15 protein-coding genes are annotated in these 17491 nt (G+C 43.7%); 11 read left to right on the top strand and 4 right to left on the bottom strand.

Translation table 11 applies throughout. The features are described from left to right. The first annotated feature begins 9 nt into the window (after positions 1 to 9). Positions 10 to 615: a GNAT family N-acetyltransferase gene (locus CSV73_RS06295; protein ID WP_099626903.1), complete on the top strand. Its 606-nt coding sequence runs from the start codon at positions 10 to 12 to the stop codon at positions 613 to 615. 25 nt (positions 616 to 640) lie between these two features. After that, positions 641 to 1834 (top strand): acyl-CoA dehydrogenase family protein, encoded by a 1194-nt coding sequence (locus CSV73_RS06290; protein ID WP_099626902.1) that lies wholly within the window; start codon positions 641 to 643, stop codon positions 1832 to 1834. Between the two features lie 124 nt (positions 1835 to 1958). Here the strand turns inward: CSV73_RS06290 and CSV73_RS06285 are convergent, their stop codons facing one another. Beyond that, the gene (locus CSV73_RS06285) at positions 1959 to 2840 is read right to left on the bottom strand and encodes an SDR family oxidoreductase (RefSeq protein WP_099626901.1); all 882 of its coding nucleotides are present in this window, start codon (positions 2838 to 2840) and stop codon (positions 1959 to 1961) included. A 154-nt stretch (positions 2841 to 2994) separates the two neighbouring features. Here CSV73_RS06285 and CSV73_RS06280 point away from each other — a divergent pair, with 154 nt between their 5' ends. The 4 genes from CSV73_RS06280 (at position 2995) to CSV73_RS16330 (ending at position 7550) form a co-directional block, all read left to right on the top strand. Then, positions 2995 to 4167 carry an aminotransferase class I/II-fold pyridoxal phosphate-dependent enzyme gene (locus CSV73_RS06280; protein WP_099626900.1) on the top strand — a complete coding sequence of 391 codons (1173 nt, stop codon included), beginning with the start codon at positions 2995 to 2997 and terminating at the stop codon, positions 4165 to 4167. A 132-nt stretch (positions 4168 to 4299) separates the two neighbouring features. After that, the gene (locus tag CSV73_RS06275) at positions 4300 to 4878 is read left to right on the top strand and encodes a hypothetical protein (protein WP_099626899.1); all 579 of its coding nucleotides are present in this window, start codon (positions 4300 to 4302) and stop codon (positions 4876 to 4878) included. Between the two features lie 114 nt (positions 4879 to 4992). Beyond that, on the top strand, positions 4993 to 7125 hold the full coding sequence (locus CSV73_RS06270) for a beta-propeller domain-containing protein (protein ID WP_158232295.1): 2133 nt from the start codon (positions 4993 to 4995) through the stop codon (positions 7123 to 7125). A 14-nt stretch (positions 7126 to 7139) separates the two neighbouring features. After that, positions 7140 to 7550, top strand: a complete 411-nt coding sequence (locus tag CSV73_RS16330; RefSeq protein WP_143560930.1) for a hypothetical protein — start codon at positions 7140 to 7142, stop codon at positions 7548 to 7550. Positions 7551 to 7652: 102 nt separating this feature from the next. Here the strand turns inward: CSV73_RS16330 and CSV73_RS06265 are convergent, their stop codons facing one another. Beyond that, positions 7653 to 9305, bottom strand: a complete 1653-nt coding sequence (locus CSV73_RS06265) for a sensor domain-containing protein (protein ID WP_099626897.1) — start codon at positions 9303 to 9305, stop codon at positions 7653 to 7655. A gap of 127 nt (positions 9306 to 9432) precedes the next feature. On the opposite strand from CSV73_RS06265, the gene CSV73_RS06260 reads away from it, so the two are divergent. The 5 genes from CSV73_RS06260 to CSV73_RS06240 all read left to right on the top strand — a co-directional run bounded on the left by CSV73_RS06260 (position 9433) and on the right by CSV73_RS06240 (position 15522). After that, positions 9433 to 10380, top strand: a complete 948-nt coding sequence (locus CSV73_RS06260; protein ID WP_099626896.1) for a DMT family transporter — start codon at positions 9433 to 9435, stop codon at positions 10378 to 10380. A gap of 71 nt (positions 10381 to 10451) precedes the next feature. Beyond that, positions 10452 to 12170: an ABC transporter ATP-binding protein gene (locus CSV73_RS06255; RefSeq protein ID WP_099626895.1), complete on the top strand. Its 1719-nt coding sequence runs from the start codon at positions 10452 to 10454 to the stop codon at positions 12168 to 12170. Then, entirely contained in the window at positions 12167 to 13972 is a 1806-nt protein-coding gene (locus CSV73_RS06250) for an ABC transporter ATP-binding protein (RefSeq protein WP_369802575.1), read from the top strand. The genes CSV73_RS06255 and CSV73_RS06250 overlap by 4 nt, the downstream gene beginning before the upstream one ends. Positions 13973 to 14317: 345 nt before the next feature. Next, on the top strand, positions 14318 to 14728 hold the full coding sequence (locus CSV73_RS06245) for a hypothetical protein (RefSeq protein ID WP_099626894.1): 411 nt from the start codon (positions 14318 to 14320) through the stop codon (positions 14726 to 14728). Positions 14729 to 14838: 110 nt separating this feature from the next. Next, positions 14839 to 15522, top strand: a complete 684-nt coding sequence (locus CSV73_RS06240) for a hypothetical protein (RefSeq protein ID WP_143560929.1) — start codon at positions 14839 to 14841, stop codon at positions 15520 to 15522. A gap of 340 nt (positions 15523 to 15862) precedes the next feature. Here the strand turns inward: CSV73_RS06240 and CSV73_RS06235 are convergent, their stop codons facing one another. Then, complete coding sequence (locus CSV73_RS06235; protein WP_099626892.1) at positions 15863 to 16318, bottom strand: YusW family protein; 456 nt, start codon at positions 16316 to 16318, stop codon at positions 15863 to 15865. A gap of 107 nt (positions 16319 to 16425) precedes the next feature. Next, positions 16426 to 17442: a DUF2804 domain-containing protein gene (locus tag CSV73_RS06230; protein WP_085132638.1), complete on the bottom strand. Its 1017-nt coding sequence runs from the start codon at positions 17440 to 17442 to the stop codon at positions 16426 to 16428. Between the last annotated feature and the right edge of the window lie 49 nt (positions 17443 to 17491).

The raw sequence follows: 17491 nt of genomic DNA, 5'->3' as shown, positions 1-17491 counted from the left end.
GAAGTGAACATGAAACAAACATTGAATTCATCGCAGATGGGATTACAGCATCTCGCAACGAATCGACGGACGGTAAATAGGTTATTCGAATTCGTGCTAGTCGATTTCGGATTTCTCGACCATATTCCGTTTCCAATTATGCGTAAAGCACTCAAGAAAAACATCTTGCGTGCAGTCTACTTGACGGACGGCATCAACGTGTACGGCTATGCCATCTATCAGGAAATCCCCAAATACGGAGGCATTCACGTACTCTATTTGGCAATAGCGCCCGAATTTCGTTCGTATGGGTTAGGTAGCGTGATGCTTCGCCGTCTGGACGCGTTATCGCCAGCAGGAATTCTACTGGAAGTGGAAGATCCGGACTTTTCCCGAAATGAAGAAGAATTATCTATTCGGACACGACGTATTGCATTTTATGAACGCAATGGACTGACACTTGATCAAACAGTGAAGCTGACAAATTTCAAGCATCCATTATTATTGATGACCACTTCAGAATTGCCCGCTTTGAACGAGCGCCAGTTTAGAAAGTTTTATCGACAGTTGTATAACCGCGTATATGGCCTACCAGTCGGGCAGATTGCAGTGAACGCACGCATCAAAAAAGCCTAGTTTCATTGTAAAGGAGGACACGAAGATGGACTTTACATTTACAGATGAACAGAACATGTTGCGACAGACAGCAAGACAGTTTGTGGATGCGGAAATTATGCCGCATATTGCGAAATGGGATACACAAGGTAGTTTTGACAAAGGAATTTGGAAACGGCTCGCGGATCTTGGATTCATGGGCGTCTGCGTACCCGAAAAATATGGCGGCAGTGGGATGGATTATAATGCTTTGGCCATTTTATGCGAAGAACTCGAACGTGGCGACACGGCTTTTCGCACTGCAGTTTCCGTACACATCGGTTTGAATTGCATGACGCTGATGCAGTGGGGAACGGAAGAGCAGAAACAAAAGTATTTAGTGCCACAAGCGAAAGGTGAGAAAATCGGTGCGTTCGGATTGACGGAACCTAGCGCTGGCTCGGATGTTTCTGCACTGCAAACGACGGCGGTTCGTGACGGGGATACGTATGTATTGAACGGTCAGAAAACGTGGATTTCACTTTGTGATGCGGCAGACAATTTCCTCGTTTTCGCCTACACGGATAAATCGAAAAAACATCACGGCATCAGCGCATTTATTGTTGAGCGGACCATGCCTGGATTTTCATCGAAGGCAATTAAAGGGAAGTACGGCATTCGTGCAGGTAACACGGGTGAGCTGTTTTTTGAAGACGTGCGCATACCCGCTGCCAACTTACTTGGTGAAGAAGGTGAAGGATTCAAAATTGCGATGGCGGCGCTTGATAACGGTCGTTTCACCGTGGCGGCTGGTGCAGTGGGCTTATTGTACGCCTGCCTTGAATCGAGCGTAGAGTACGCAACAACGCGTGAAACATTTGGAAAGAAAATAGGAGAACACCAGCTTGTGCAACAGATGCTTGCGAAGATGGAAGCCGGTTATCAGATGAGTCGTCTTCTTGTATATCGTGCGGGTGAGTTGAAGAATAGCGGTGTTCGGAATACGCGTGAGACGTCGCTCGCGAAGTGGCAAGCTTGTGATTTTGCTAACCAAGCAGCAGACGACGCAGTGCAGATCCATGGAGCGTACGGCTATTCGGATGAGTATCCAGTTGCACGGTATTTACGCAACTCCAAAGCGCCTGTCATTTACGAAGGCACACGTGAAATCCATACCATCATGCAAGCGGAGTATGTGCTTGGGGAGCGTAGTGATAAGAAGTTGAATCGTATGTTGCCTAAATGGCCGTTTGAGGAATGAAAATGATGCGGTGAGCCAGTATGTGTGGCTTACCGCATCATTTTTTTGTGGAATTTATAGTTGTAATGCAATAGCACGATGAATATATACTAGTATGCGATGACGCTTCGACGTTCATCCCGAATTAAGAACCGACGAAATCTCCGCCATCCACATGTATCGTCTGCCCTGTCATATAACTTGAGTCCTGTGAAGCCAAGAAGACATAAGCGGGTGCGTTCTCAGCAGGCTGTCCACGGCGTTTCATCGGGGTATCTGCTCCATGTTCAGCCACTGTTTTCGCATCGAATGTAGCAGGGATCAATGGTGTCCAGATCGGTCCGGGTGCTACTGCATTCACTCGAATCCCTTTCTCCGATAGATTTAACGCCAATGAACGTGTAAAGCTTGTGATGGCTCCTTTTGTCGCGGAGTAATCAAGCAGTCCAGGCGATCCGTTATAGGCTGTAATCGAAGAAGTGTTGACTATGCAGTCGCCTTTTTTCATATGAGTAATGGCTGCTTTTGACATATAGAACAAGCCGAAAAAGTTCGTTTCAAACGTTTCCTTCAACTGCTCTTCCGTAATGTCTTCGATGGACTGTTGAGGGAATTGTTTTCCGGCATTATTGACCAGTATATTAAGATCACCAAAGTCGTCAATAACTTGGTTGATCAGCTGTTTACAGTTTTCATCGCTACTAATATCGGTTTGATATTTCTTCGCTTTGCCACCATATTTCTCAATTAATTCAATTGTTTTATCCGCATCTTCGTCTTCCTGATCTGCCAAATAGGCGATGGCTACGTTCGCTCCTTCTTTCGCATAGGCAACGGCGACGGCACGACCAATTCCGCTGTCGCCACCTGTGATCAATGCCGTTTTGCCTTTAAGTTTCTCTGCACCCTTGAAGTTAGGATCATCATAAATTGGAGCGGGATGCATCTCTTCCTCGACGCCAGGCTGCGTAGATTGTGTTTGTCCTGTTATATTGTCGTCGATTTTCTCGTATCGATCTTGACTCATGTGACATCCTCCTCGGTGTGTAGTTATCAAAAGTATTCCCTGATTGCCGGCGAACAAACATCCAGATATTCGATAGAAAATTAATCCAAGCTGTCTTTTTGCGTGTTATAATAAAGTCATTACGTACTATATAACAGCTAAGGAGCGTGTCTTCATGAACTTTCAACCTTCCAAAAAAATGTCCATCTTCTCACCGGCGATCTTTGGTGATTTAAAAGCAACCGCTGAGTTAAAAAAAGCGACAGGTGCGCAAGTCGTCGATTTAAGTCTTGGTAGCCCCGACCTTCCGCCTGACGAGCGTGTGCGTCAAGCGTTGTCTGAGCAAAGCGCATTAGCATCATCTTACGGCTACACTCTCGGAGGGACGAAGCGGTTCCATGAAGCTGTCGCGAATTATTACAAGCGGCGGACAGGTGTCATCATTAACCCTCATACAGAAATATTGCAGACGATGGGTTCGCAGGAAGGTCTCGTTCATTTACCTTTCGCGTTCTGTGACGAAGGAGATTATGTCCTCACGACGAATCCTGCCTACGTTGCCTATGACGCAGGAATTAAACTAGCGGGTGCCGTACCGTACTACATGCCATTGCTTGCGGAGAACGGCTTCTTGCCTAATCTCAAAGAAGTCCCGGAAGACGTGCTGAAAAAGACTAAACTACTTATCTTGAACTTACCAGGAAATCCGGTACCGGCTATGCCGAATGAAGCCTTTTTTGAAGAAGTCGTAGCGTTTGCGAAGAAATACGAAATCATCGTACTTCATGACGCAGCATACTCGGAATATTATTTCACGGGCGACCGTCCGGCAAGTTTCCTCACGACACCTGGCGCAATGGAAGTCGGTATGGAAATCAACTCGCTATCCAAAAGCTTCAGCTTAGCAGGTGCACGAATCGCTTACTTTGTTGGGAATGCAGACATGATCAAAGTGTTGCGCGAACTAAAATCTAATCTCGACTATGGAACATTCGGACCGATCCAAGAAGCAGCCATTGTCGCACTTGATAATGGAGAAGAAATCACAGATCGCCTACGCGCAGAGTTCTCTAAACGTCATCACGCGTTAATGGACGGACTCGCATCCTTGGGCTGGGAAACCACGCCGTCTGAAGGCGGTATGTTCGTCTGGGCAAAATATCCGTATGACCTGGACGATATAGAATTTGTTTTCGAAGTCATCAAACAAGCTGGCGTCGTCATGGTACCGGGCAGCATCTTTGGCACTGCCGGGGTAGGTTACGTCCGCCTTGCACTCGTGCAAAAAGTGGAATTGATTGAACAAGCGATTGAACAACTTAGAGAATTATCGATTGTGAGTGTATAAATACTAGCGAGGGAGAGCGAGGTTTTCCGCTCTTCCTTTTTAGAATGAAAAAATGAGTCGGAACTAATTTGGTAATAGACGTTTACTATCGTAAGCTACCTATAGAAATGAAGTGGAGAGAGGAGGGATATGATGGACGAACAAGAAAAAGGCCGGATCCACAGAAAGAAAAACAACATTCAACCCCGTAGGAAAAAGCAGAGCATCGTGATCTGGAGCGTTGTCGCCATGGCCACTGTGATGTTTTTGCTACTCGTGCTACCGTTATTGCAAGAGTCGAATACTGAAAATGAAGAGATTGTACCGGCTGTAGGTCTTTATGAAGATATAGAAAAAGTGCAACTCAAAGTGTTACAAGAGAAAGCGTTAGAAGATGGAAAAATCGAATACTTAATTGAAGTAAATAATGACACCAACAGGGTGATCCACCAGCCTACATTAACCTTCAGCTTCGAGGTGAAAATAGAGAAAGGTAGGGGAGAGAACCCCTTCAAGTACTCGACTGATCTTGGACTGGAAATCGAACCGGGACAAAAAATGAAAATACCGCTCAAAGTCGATGTCAGTCTACTCAACCAGGAGAAGATCGATCCTGATCACATTATGCTTGAGGTGAAAGGATATCTTGACGAACTGGAGCTTGAAAATCTATTTCATATAGGACGATCCATTAGCAACGTAGAAGGCGACAGACAATGGAAGAAGCTATGACCAAGCTAAAATGACTCTATAAAAGGAGTTATTTAGCTTTTTTCAATAGAATGTAACGGAATCAAAAATTTTCAGTCTACTCTAATACAAAGGAATTAAGAGGAGATGAAAACTATGAATACAAGCAGGTGGCTCATTGTATTGGGGGCAGCAGGAACGATCGGAATCCTTGTACTGATCAGTTTCCTACTTTGGCCGAAAGTGGGTATTACATCCACGAAATCTGTGCTTGCAGGTCAATCGCTGAATGTCTATTTCACGGAACCAGTGAAAAAGAACTTGGATGCTTCGGAGTTTCATATTATGAAAAGCAATAAGAGAACTCCGGCCAAGCTTTCGTATGGAAATGGAAAGACGTCGTTACAAGTAGGGGAGCTACAACCAGGAGACTATACATTGCATATCCCAACGAATAGTTTTGGAATATGGAAACGCGCAGCTTACAAAGCACTTTCATTCACCGTCCTCGAATCTGTACAGCCCGTCACTTCCATTAAGGAAATAAAGAACTTCTTTGAACGAGTGGAGCCTCAAGGACGCAGTGAAATCATGGAAGAGTCTTCGTCGGAGGATAAAGCTTCTACTAGTGGCGGCGCTGATCATTCACAAACCAATCAGCAAGTGGCGGGAGTAGACGAAGCAGATACTGTCAAAACGGATGGTGATTTCCTCTATGATATCCTAAATGGCGAAGGACTTATGATCACCGATATCCGTAATCCTAACGAGATGGTCCGTGCCAGCGAGGTAGCTTTTTCGGATGAGTTTTATGCAAACCAACTGTATATAGATCAAGATAAAGTCGTATTAATTGGTGGCCGAAATCTAGATGCGCCGACATCCAATATGGATTCGAAAATCACGGAAGACCGGATGATGCCGACACAACAACTGTCCGTCATTCGTGTCTATGACGTCACAGACCGTACGAATCCGAAACTTATTCGTGAAACAGGTGCAGAAGGATACGTCATCGGAACACGTAAAATCGGCCAATTCGTCTATATGATCACGAATAATCAACCATTCCTTTGGTACGATCACCCAAAGCCGTTAGAAGATCAGCTAATACCAAAAGTCTATGATTCCACAGCCAATCAAAAAGTACAGTCGCTCGCACTTGATAAAATCTCGATTTTGCCAGGCGCGATGGAACACTCCTACTCGGTCATCACGACACTCGATATTGAGTCGGGAGAAAAAGGCGGAGTGGATACGAAAGCTTATCTTGGCAGTGGTGAACAACTGTACATGTCCGCAGATCATCTGTATCTGACGTCTACTAACTACCAAAACAATCAGCAAAGCACTAGTGAAGTATTCAAATTCAGCCTCGACAAAACGGACGTCTATTTCCTGCAAACCGCTCAACTAAAAGGGACGATCTTAAATCAGTTTTCGATGGATGAACACAATGGCTATTTCCGTGCAGTCACCACAGAAGGCAATCTCTGGGATGAACGCAATAAAGCGAAGAATCATTTATTCATCCTCGACGAAAATATGAAACAAGTCGGTTCGGTCGAAAATCTAGCGGTCAATGAACGCATTTATTCCGCACGATTCCTCGGAGATAAAGCATATATGGTAACGTTCCGTGAAACGGACCCGCTATTCGTCATGGATGTTGCGGACCCGCATCACCCGAAAGTGCTTGGCGAACTGAAGATCCCGGGCTTTAGCAATTACTTGCATCCGCTTGACGAAGGCCATTTAATCGGCTTTGGCTATGAAACAATCGCGAAGAAAAATCCACAAGGCGGCGCGCCGCTCATCCAAACAGGCGGCATGAAAATCTCTTTATTCGACGTAACAGATTTTGCGAATCCAAAAGAAACCGCATCTGAAGTTATCGGTGGGCAAGGCACCTATTCATCTGTCCAGCACGATCATCACGCGTTGTTCATTCATCCAACCCGCAACTTGTTTGGCTTTCCGATTTCGGTGTATGAGCAATCCAAGCGTGAAAACATCCTAGATCTACAAAGCTCCGGCGCAATGATATATGAAATCACTACTGAACGCGGTATTGTTAAGACAGCTGATCTAACCAAGCGCATGACAAATGACTACATGGACTGGGAGAAAGAAATTCAACGTCTGTTGTATAGCGGCAATTTCCTCTACACGATTTCGGCAAATGAAGTAAATAGCTACACATTAGACCATTTCACACCTCTGGATACGTTAGAAAGGGCTAGCTACACAACCAATAGTGTGCCACCTCTCGAATCGATAGAAAAATAAGGCTAGCGCGCTCTATGTTGTTTGGTTTCCGCTCAAAGAAGTCGGTCGAGCGCTCTATGTTGTTTGGTTTTCGCTCAAAGAAGTTGGTCGAGCGCTCTATGATGTTCGGTTTCCGCTCAAACAATCCAGCCGAGCGCTCTATGATATTCGATTTCCGCTCAAACAACCCAGTCAAGCGCTCTATGTTGTTTGGTTTTCGCTCAAAGAAGTTGGTCGAGCGCTCTATGATGTACGATTTCCGCTCAAACAACCCAGTCGAGCGCTCTATGCTGTTTGATTTCCGCTCAAACAACCCAGCCGAGCGCTCTATGCTGTTTGATTTCCGCTCAAACAACCCAGTCAAGCGCTCTACCACATTCAAAATCCGCCCCAATCACCCCACCACCCAATCAAAAAAGGTTGTCTTTTCACCTCCCGTACAGTAAGCTGTAATCAAACGCGCTCAGACTTACCACAACTGAACAAGATAGACAAAAATGGAGCCCTTTCTTTATGAAAGGAGCTCCATCTAATTTGGTGGCGATAGTTTATTTAATTTCGATTCGCTCAGCGGGCATCGGCATTCCGATGAAATGACCTTGCATCGCATCGATGCCCATTTCTTTCAGCAACGCAAATTGCTGTTCATTGCTGACGCCTTCTGCAATCGTATATAAGTTTATTTTTTTCGAAAGTTGAATCAATCCTTCAATCAATTTCTGTGTCTTCGGATTACTCAACAACGTATCGATAAAGACGCGGTCAATTTTGACACTGGTAATTGGCAAATGCTGCAAGTATCGCAACGATGCGTATCCAGAGCCGAAATCATCGAGAGTGAACTGTAAACCGAGGTTTTGCAGTTCGGACATTTGCGCCAGTACAGATTGTTCTTCTTCCGCTTTAAGCGCGAATTTTTCTGTGAACTCCAATTGTACTTTGTTTGCGGGGCATCCTGTTTCATTTAAGATGGAGATTAATCGGTCTTTCCATTGTGGGTTTAACGATTCACGAATGGATGAGTTGATGGAAATATTCATATCATTACCTGCCCGATGCCATTTCGTTACGAACGTCATCGCTTCTTCTGCCACATACGCACCGATTTCTTCAATCAGACCGTTTTCTTCAGCAATCGGAATCAATTCATCGGGACTGATGATGCCAAGATCTTCATCTTCCCAACGGACGAGCGCTTCGTAGCAAGTGATTTTCTCGCTCGCTACATCAAATTGCGGCAGATAGGCTACATGCAATGAATTGCGATCCAGTGCTGTCAGCATCTTGCGGTCGATTTCCAAACGGCGGTTTAGAATTTTATGAGACTCAGCTGATAAAGAAGCAATCCGTCCGCCACCTTGACTGATGACATCGGCTGCAGCAGTCATCGCGACTTTATATAGTTGCGTGTATGTTCTTTGATCTTCAGGGAAACGTACAATCCCGCCGCTAATCGAAAGAGTTTGCGCATTGTGACTAAGATAGATAGGTTGTTGTTTTAAGAATTCATAGAAACCTTGAATATACCAATCACCGAAAGCTGTCAGCACGACAAAGCTATTCGTATCGATACGCGCAATGGGACTATCCTGGAAGTAGCGCTTTAACCGGTTGGTGAATTCTTGGATTAGCTGCGTCTCAGATTCTTGAGATTGCAGCTCTTTCATAGTGTAGTAATGATCGATTGTCAAATAAACGAATGAAAAATGCGTTGCTTTTGCGATAGAGTCATTGACTACTTGTTCCAGCTTATGGCGACTCATGAGTCCAGTTTCTACGTCAATGAATGCAATTTCTCCTAAGCGTTCCTGCAAGCGTACATCTTCTGTAATATCAAGTTCCAGAAAGAACACAGACTGAAGATCTCCGGCATTGGATAGAGTAGGGACGGCAAGTGTATTCACAAAGAATGGCTCACCAGTGCGCGTCATTTTTTCTATTTTACCTGCCCATGTTTTTCCGGACAGCAAACAATCCCAAATGGAGTTCGCTATTTCCTGACTTTGAGATCGATCCGAAAACATTTGCCAAAACGATTTACCTAAAATGCGTTTGGGAGTCCAACCACTAACAGCTAGGTAATTTTGGTTGGTATAGGTGATTAGACCTTCGCCATCAGTATGTGTAACTAATTGGTATTTATTTAGACTATCGACTAAGGCTTGGTGTTCGCTAGTCTCTGGTAACGGAATTGTATGCATAGAGGTACTCCTTTCCAATTCTACTATATGACTATTATAAATGAAGTTTACGCATTGTCTACATCTGGCATGAGAATTTTATACTATGTTGGTGAAAAAACAACAATCTAGTTAGGGGTGATGGATCATGTTGCGATTAAAAGGAATTATCATGATTATTGTAGGTTCGATGTTATGGGGCGCTACTGGACCGATGATGGAGTGGATTTTGGACTATAGCGAAATGTCAGTTTCTATGATGTTAATCCTACGTTTGACAATTGCGGGTGCTGTAGTGCTAGCGTTATTAAAAGCAAAAGGCATACAAATTGGTCGTCCTATGAGACAGAAGTTGTGGTTGCGTAAAATGGTAATGTTTGGTGTTATCGGAATGCTTGGCGTCCAGTACGGTTTCGTCCAAACCATTGCACATAGTGACGCAGTAGTCGCAACATTATTCCAGTTCGTTGCACCGGTCTATATCATCATACTGCTTTCGATCTTTCAGAAATCATTCCCGCCAGGTAGTCAAGTAATCGGTATGATCGTTGCCTTATTCGGTTTGATCTTACTTTTGACAAACGGTTCATTCTCGAGCATTTCTTTAGATACGTCTGCGATTGTGTGGGGAGTAATTGTGGGATTTGCCTTCACTTTTTACACGTTATATCCCGTAGTTCTTATGTCGGAGTGGGGTGTATTACTCGTCGTCGGCTGGGGGATGTTCATTGGCGGCGTGACGTTATTCATCATCAACTTACCGATGTTCTTCATGAATCTTGGTGCATTGGTCAACGGTCCAGCGATGGGTATGTTATTACTCGTTATCATTATGGGAACGCTTGCATTCATCATGTTCCTGCAAAGTATGACGTATATTTCACCTGTTGAAACAAGCGTCCTTTCCAGTTTCGAACCGCTCACAGCGATGATTGTCTCCGTGTTCTGGCTCGGTCAGTCGATGGGTGTCTGGCAAATAAGTGGCGCGGCCATCATGCTTGTAGGGGTTATTTGGTTATCTATCGGAGGGAATCGCAAGAAGGAAAACGCGCCGTTCCCGGAATCAATCCAAGAGTACGACCACAGCGAAGTATAGATTTGCGCCTGTACACGCCATATTCCTATATGACATAATGAGGTAAAGACGGCACGTAAAGGGTGAATCAGATGAAGACGGTTTTCCGCTATGCACTACCTTATAAATGGCCAATGTTCATTGCCATTTTACTCATGTTACTTGAACTATCGGTCGAATTAATGCAGCCTCTGCTGATCGGTAGAATTATAGATGAAGGAATTATGAAAGAAGACTTGAACACGGTTTTGATTTGGGGGAGCGTCATGATGGGACTCGCCTTTGTGGCGCTCTTTTCGGGCGTCGTCAATTCCTATTTCGCTGCACATGCTGCACAAAGTTTCGGCTATGATCTTAGACAAGCGTTGTTTCAGCGTGTCCAAACGTTTTCACTCGCGGCATTTTTGCGCTTTCCGACGTCGAGTCTCATTACACGTTTGACAAGTGACGTGACGCTTGCACAAAACGCGCTCTTCATGGGATTACGAATTATGGCACGTGCGCCGTTGATGGTGCTTGGAAGTTTGATAATGGCATTTGTCGTCAGTCCTAAACTTGCGGTATTCCTACTGATCGGTGCCCCTTTCTTAGCTGCATTCCTCATCGTCATGGCGCGCAAAGGAGTCCGTTTATTTGGACTAGTCCAGCGCCGTTTGGACGGTGTCAATCATCTCGTACAAGAAAATTTACAAGCGGTTCGTCTCATTAAAGCCTATTTACGAGGTGTTTTTGAAACGAACCGTTTTTCTAAAGCGGCAAGTGCGTTGAAAAAAGATAGTGTACAGGCGATGCGCTTAATGGAATTAATTTTGCCAGTGTTACTGTTTATTATGAACGTCAGCTTCATGGCGGTACTTTGGTTCGGTGCAGATGAAGTCCGCAATTCCAATATGCCTGTTGGAGATGTCGTAGCGGTCGTCAACTATACGATGCGCATGACGAGTGCCTTCTCGATGTTCTCCTTTTTGATTGTGATCTTCTCTCGCGCAAAAGCATCTTCCGATCGAATGGAAGAACTGCTAGTTGCCGATGATGATCTTGAAAAGCTAGAGGTCGCTGACAATCGCCACCCAGGTGCTGTTTCTGTTCGTTTCGATCACGTATCATTCCGTTATCCAGGAACGACTGAAGACGTGCTCCAAGACGTGTCGTTTGAAGTTCCAGCGGGCGAGAAACTCGTCATCATGGGGGCTACCGGTTCCGGTAAATCGACGATGCTTCAACTACTCCCGCGCATGTTCACCGCGACGCAAGGTACGGTGTGGATTGATGGTAAAAACATAGCAGACTGGCCGCTCGATACGTTACGAAACCTAATCGGCTACGTGCCGCAGCAATCGGTCCTTTTTACGGGCTCGATCGCTGATAATCTGTCATGGGGCAAACCGAATGCCACTGCCGATGAAATCGAAAAGGCCGCTAAAAAAGCACAAATTCATTCGTCTGTCATGGACTTTACAGATGGCTATGAAACACGTGTCGGGCAGCGCGGTGTGAATTTATCTGGCGGTCAGAAACAGCGACTGTCGATTGCTCGCGCGTTGATTCGTACACCGTCTTTATTGGTTTTGGATGATAGCACCAGTGCGCTCGATGTCAAAACAGAGTCTTCATTATGGAAAGCTTTGCAGGAAGAAGATACGACGATGCTGATCGTCACGCAAAAAATACAAACCGCTCAAATTGCTGATGCGATTTTATTAGTATCAGATGGCGTGATCGTCGGCTATGGTACGCATGAAGAGCTACTTCAAACGTCCAGCTTCTATCGGGAAATTGCGGAATCGCAACAGAATGGGGGAGTAGCATGATGCGAAAACCATTTGGTTATGAACCGATTATCCGGAAGGCAGATTTATCAAAAGTACAACGTAAAAAAGTGCAGAAAGCGGGTAACTGGAAGTCCGTGCTCGCACGAATTTGGCGTTTGGTTGATCAACAACGAGGGTTACTGATTACAGTGTTGACTCTTGTTTTAATCAGTTCAGCCCTAGCGCTAATAGGCCCCTTGATGATTGGAAACATTATCGACCAGTTCATCATTCCGAAAACAGTGGACGGGCTCAGTATACAGATTGGTTTATTACTGCTTGTGTATGCAGGCTTCTCATTGTCTACGTATTTTCAAAATTACTGGATGGTCGGAATCGCACAGCAAACTGTCTATCGTCTGCGGACGCAATTATTTGGCCATCTACAGAAGTTGCCAATTCGTTTCTTCGATAAACGCCAACATGGTGAATTGATGAGCCGCGTGACGAATGATATTGAAAACGTTAGTCAAACACTAAATTCTTCGTTGATTCAAGTGTTTTCTAGTGTGCTGACACTCGTCGGTACGGTATCCATCATGCTGTATCTCAGTCCGTTATTGACGTTGCTGACGATGATCATCGTCCCTTTAATGTTCATTGCGATGCGTTGGATCACTCGACGTACGGGTATTTTATTTAAAGAACAACAGCGCGCAATCGGTGAATTAAACGGCATGATTGAAGAAACGGTTTCGGGTCAACGAGTCGTCAAAGCGTTCTCGCAAGAACAGAACGTCATAGAAGAGTTCGCGCAAAAAAGCGAACGTCTTCGTACAGCAGGTTTCTGGGCGCAGACGTATTCAGGTTTCATTCCGAAAGTGATGAATACGCTGAATAATATGTCGTTTGCGATGGTTGCGGGAGTAGGCGGACTGCTGGCGGTGACAGGATATGGCAACGTAACGGTTGGAACGATTGTCATCTTCAGTGAATACGCAAGGCAATTTACGCGCCCTTTGAACGATCTGGCCAATCAATTTAACACCGTACTTTCCGCCATCGCAGGTGCAGAGCGAGTGTTTGCCATTATGGACGAGCCTGTTGAAAAAGACGAAGCCACGAAGCAAATCGAAACATTACATGGCGATGTCGAGTTCCGCGATGTGACGTTTAGTTATGAAGAGGAACCGATTATCAAGAACCTCAGTTTCCATGTTCAATCAGGCGAAACGGCGGCTTTCGTTGGAGCAACAGGAGCAGGAAAGACCACCATCATGCAATTGCTGTCACGTTTTTACGAAGTAGATAGCGGACAAATCTTGCTCGACGGCATCCCGATCGATGATCTACCGCGTCAAACTGTGCGCAGTCAAATGGCCTTCGTCTTACAAGATCCATTCCTGTTCGAAGCGACCGTGCGCGAAAATATTCGTTACGGCCGACTCGACGCAACGGACGAAGAAGTGGAAGAGGCCGCCAAAAAGGCTAACGCCCACAGCTTCATTAACAAGTTATCGATGGGGTATGATACGGTGCTGACAGCGGGAGGGGAAGAAATTTCGCAAGGTCAAAAGCAACTGCTATCTATCGCCCGTGCATTAGTGGCGGACCCGACGTTACTGTTGCTTGATGAGGCGACAAGCAGTATCGACACGGTGACGGAGCTGGCGATTCAAGAAGCGCTAGAGCGCCTGATGGAAGGACGGACTAGTTTCGTCATCGCACATCGTCTGAATACAATCAAGCAGGCAGACAAAATTTTCGTACTGGCAGATGGCGAGCTAATCGAATCGGGCAGTCACGAAGAACTGCTGGAACGCAAAGGCGTGTTTAATGGGATGTTGAATCATGAAGAGTAAGTGGGGCTGGTTGATCGAGGGCCTTTATTTCCGATCAACTAGTGTCTCTTTCTGATGTTTGAGAGTGGATGACAAAGAATTACTTACGTGTAGATCTATGAAGTTGAATAATTACACCATGAACAAGCATCGCATGTAGCGGTGCTTGTTTTATAAACGTAATAAGAACACTTTTGGGATTTTATGTATACTTGTAGTAGAGTATATGAGAGAGTGGAATGAGGATGTCTGAACAGTGTTACTTGAATTTGAAACATTCAATAGGTTGAACACTTTTACACTTTATGGGCGTATAAATAGTAGAACTATGATTGGTCAAGAATCGAGCCAAAAAGGAGGATCTTTATGAGAAAGTTCTTTTATTACTTCGGATGGACAATGGTTATAGGGGTTATGATTTATTTAGGTGCTAAATATCAGTTCCTGTTGAAACAAGAATATATGAAAAATTATGAAGTACTGTCATTTATTTTGTTTTCAACAATATTTCCTATTGGTATTGGGATACTGCTCAGGTTGCCAAAACTTATAATTGAAATGAAAGAGAATAGACAATGGACCTTTGATTGGGCTAAATTCATGGGGATTGGGTTGCCATCATTTGGTGTATTATCTATGTGTGTATTAATATTTACACCAGCGGGGGAGAATATTCTTCCGTTTGTACCAGAAATCATGTATCCGGGAAATTCCACCATTCAAACAATAGCTGGCGTGGTGTTTGGGTTTATTTTGTTAGATAGTGTAAAGAAATAATGAATGGTTTTTAAATTAACGGGCGTCGTTGTTGAAGAAGTGTTGTGCCTGAAACGGGCTATTCACTTAGGAGATAAAGGTATAATAAAATGTTAAGAGGTGCTTGGAAAATGGCTAATGAAAAGTTATTTAAAGCAATTTTTATTCCAGAGACACCGTTTGTCAATGGAGTATTAAAGCTTAACAAGGCAAAGAAGTATAACTTTGAATTACTCGTAAGTGAAAAAATGGTAGATAATCTTTATCATTTCATTTATAAAAGGGATGAAAAACGAATTCACTGTTATTATTTCGAGGATTTAGAAGATGAATTGGAAAGATATTTGTTTGTGGAGAACAATGATTTATATGATGACTTTGTTTCGCAGTTTTGGGGTGGAGGACAAAGGTATTGGGAAAGTGGCATGGATGTTTATTTAGATGTAGATCATCCTGAAGAGGTGTTCGACTATTTAAACCATGTATTTAACGGTAGGTTTTATGATGAAGATGAACCTATGCCCACGTGCCATATTTTTGGGCAACAAATGTGGCATAGCAACGCTTACCTTATTGCCAATAGGACTGCTTTATTGGAACTGAAAGAGGCGATTGATGTTGCCTTAAAGCATGAAGAAACAAGATTAGGTTTAATGCCTTCTGATGACGAGGGATATGATTTATTCATTAAATGTGTTGACGATGATTTTGAATGGGAAGAGTTAGAAATGCCTTATCATGATAGAGAATGTTATATGCCTGATGAATCGGTAGGTCTTCCGCCAAATAAAGCCTTTGAAAAATATAAACTTTAGAGGAATGTATACAATCTGCAATTTGTATTCTTATTGAACAATAGGGTGCGTTTATGGGAGTAAGTTCAGAAGCACGTAGTTAGTTGAACGGCTTTTGCGAGTGAAGCGCAGATCAACGGATTCCAACCACAATACAGGCTGTCAATTAGTAATGGAGTTCGTATGATTTACGTATTAATTTGGTCAGTATAACTTACTTGAATTACGTCAACCTATTAATAAAAAGACATGTAAATGACCGCTGATTCATAGGAGAATTAGCGGTCTACTTTATTTTGAACTTTGCACCAGTGAACTAAACAGGTTACCGAAATCGGATAAATAACTAGTTTATAGGTTATTACTTCTTCTCATCAATATGAAGAGACTTGTCGTCTGTAAACTGTACATCCAACTCGAATTCATCATACGTATCGAGACCGTACCACTGCAAAATGCGATCAATCGCTTCTTCTTTAGTAGTCCCGCTATCAATCAAAATTTCCATAAACATTTTATGCATATCGTCAATCGCTTCATTGCCTTCTAGATTGACTTCTTGGAACTCGTTGACGTACTCTGCATCACCAGGCTTTACATCTTCATAATCCGTCTCGATTTTCTTATTGTCTTTCTTGATCGTTAAATCGAAATCTGTGAAGCCGTAACCGTCACCCGTGTTTATGGTACTACCTTCACCCTCATTTTCAATGCTAACCGCATCGTCATTGTTTGGTGCTTCGTCTTTTGACGCGCAGCCTCCGAGAAGTAAAATAGATGAAACTCCTACAATGGATAACATTCGCATTACTGACATAAGCGCCACCCTTTCTAAAGTTTATACTACTTGTATTATCTCCTTAAAAGAGCGACCTTAAACAAAAAATGATCTCTTTGTAGACAGGTGGGTGAGGAAAAGCTTAATTAATTATACTTTCGCTCCATAATTGAACCGAGCATCTGTCGAATCGGTAAGACTTGTCCGCTTGGTAGTCGAATCTTTCCATGAAAATAGCCGACATATTGATTAACCGACATCTTGCGTACGATATAATCATCAAGTGTTGGACATTGGAAAAATGGTTTAAACGTCAACTGGATATCATCCGAAAATTTTGTGTGGATTTTCCATGCGCTTTTCGGGTCTTCCTTATCGCTATCGAATAGTACATCCTCATGAAATTTATACATAGTGCCTTCAACGAAGACGGCATTTTCCGTCAGTCCCGTACCGTCCGTCCAACTACCACCGAAATTCAAGCCAATCCGTTTACCACTTGTCCGCTGGGAAGCCATCGCCCAGTCCCAATTCGTTCGGGTATTCCACACACCGCGGCCAAAATCACAAACGGCAAAACTGTAATATGGATTGAAATCAAAACGTCGATCACCAAAACGCACATATCCACCGGTCGGCATAATCGAATGTTTAGAAGTGAAGTGGAATGAGTCCCGACTTTTCGGAATGACTACATTCAATGATTCATCATTCTCGGGATGAATAATATGCAAATCTGCATGCAATACTTCATTATCAAAATCAGGAATGACAATGGAGAGATGCGTTTCGCCTTGCATATGAACGAATTGAATCGTAATATCATCGTGTACGAACTTGATACTATCGAGGGCTTCCTCTGGCATTTTAATACGTCTTCCAAAAGGGAGAGTTACATGTTTTTCATAGAAACGCTGGGTTTCATAGTTGAGTATGTAAATTAGACAAATTACTTTATGATCCAGATGTACAATCGAGGTAGTTAATAAAATGTCTTCCCCGTAGATGCACCAATTGTTCCAGCGTTTCTTCTTCATGAACTGTCCTCTTAAATTGCTTCTCACTAAAGGGCTGCGTGCGTATCCTATTGATTCAGGATTCAGAAGCCCTTTGGAGTCACACAGAGAAACAATTTCAGACAACTCTTTTTCTTCATGCTGCATACTCTTAACCACCTTTCTTGCCTATTGTCTTTTAAACGAACAGTTGATA

The sequence above is a fragment of the Sporosarcina sp. P1 genome (genome assembly GCF_002743155.1).
In the GTDB taxonomy this organism is placed as follows: Bacteria; Bacillota; Bacilli; order Bacillales_A; family Planococcaceae; genus Sporosarcina; species Sporosarcina ureae_B.
The sequence above is the reverse complement of the archived record's forward strand: the minus strand, read 5'-3'. Positions and strand labels throughout refer to the sequence as shown.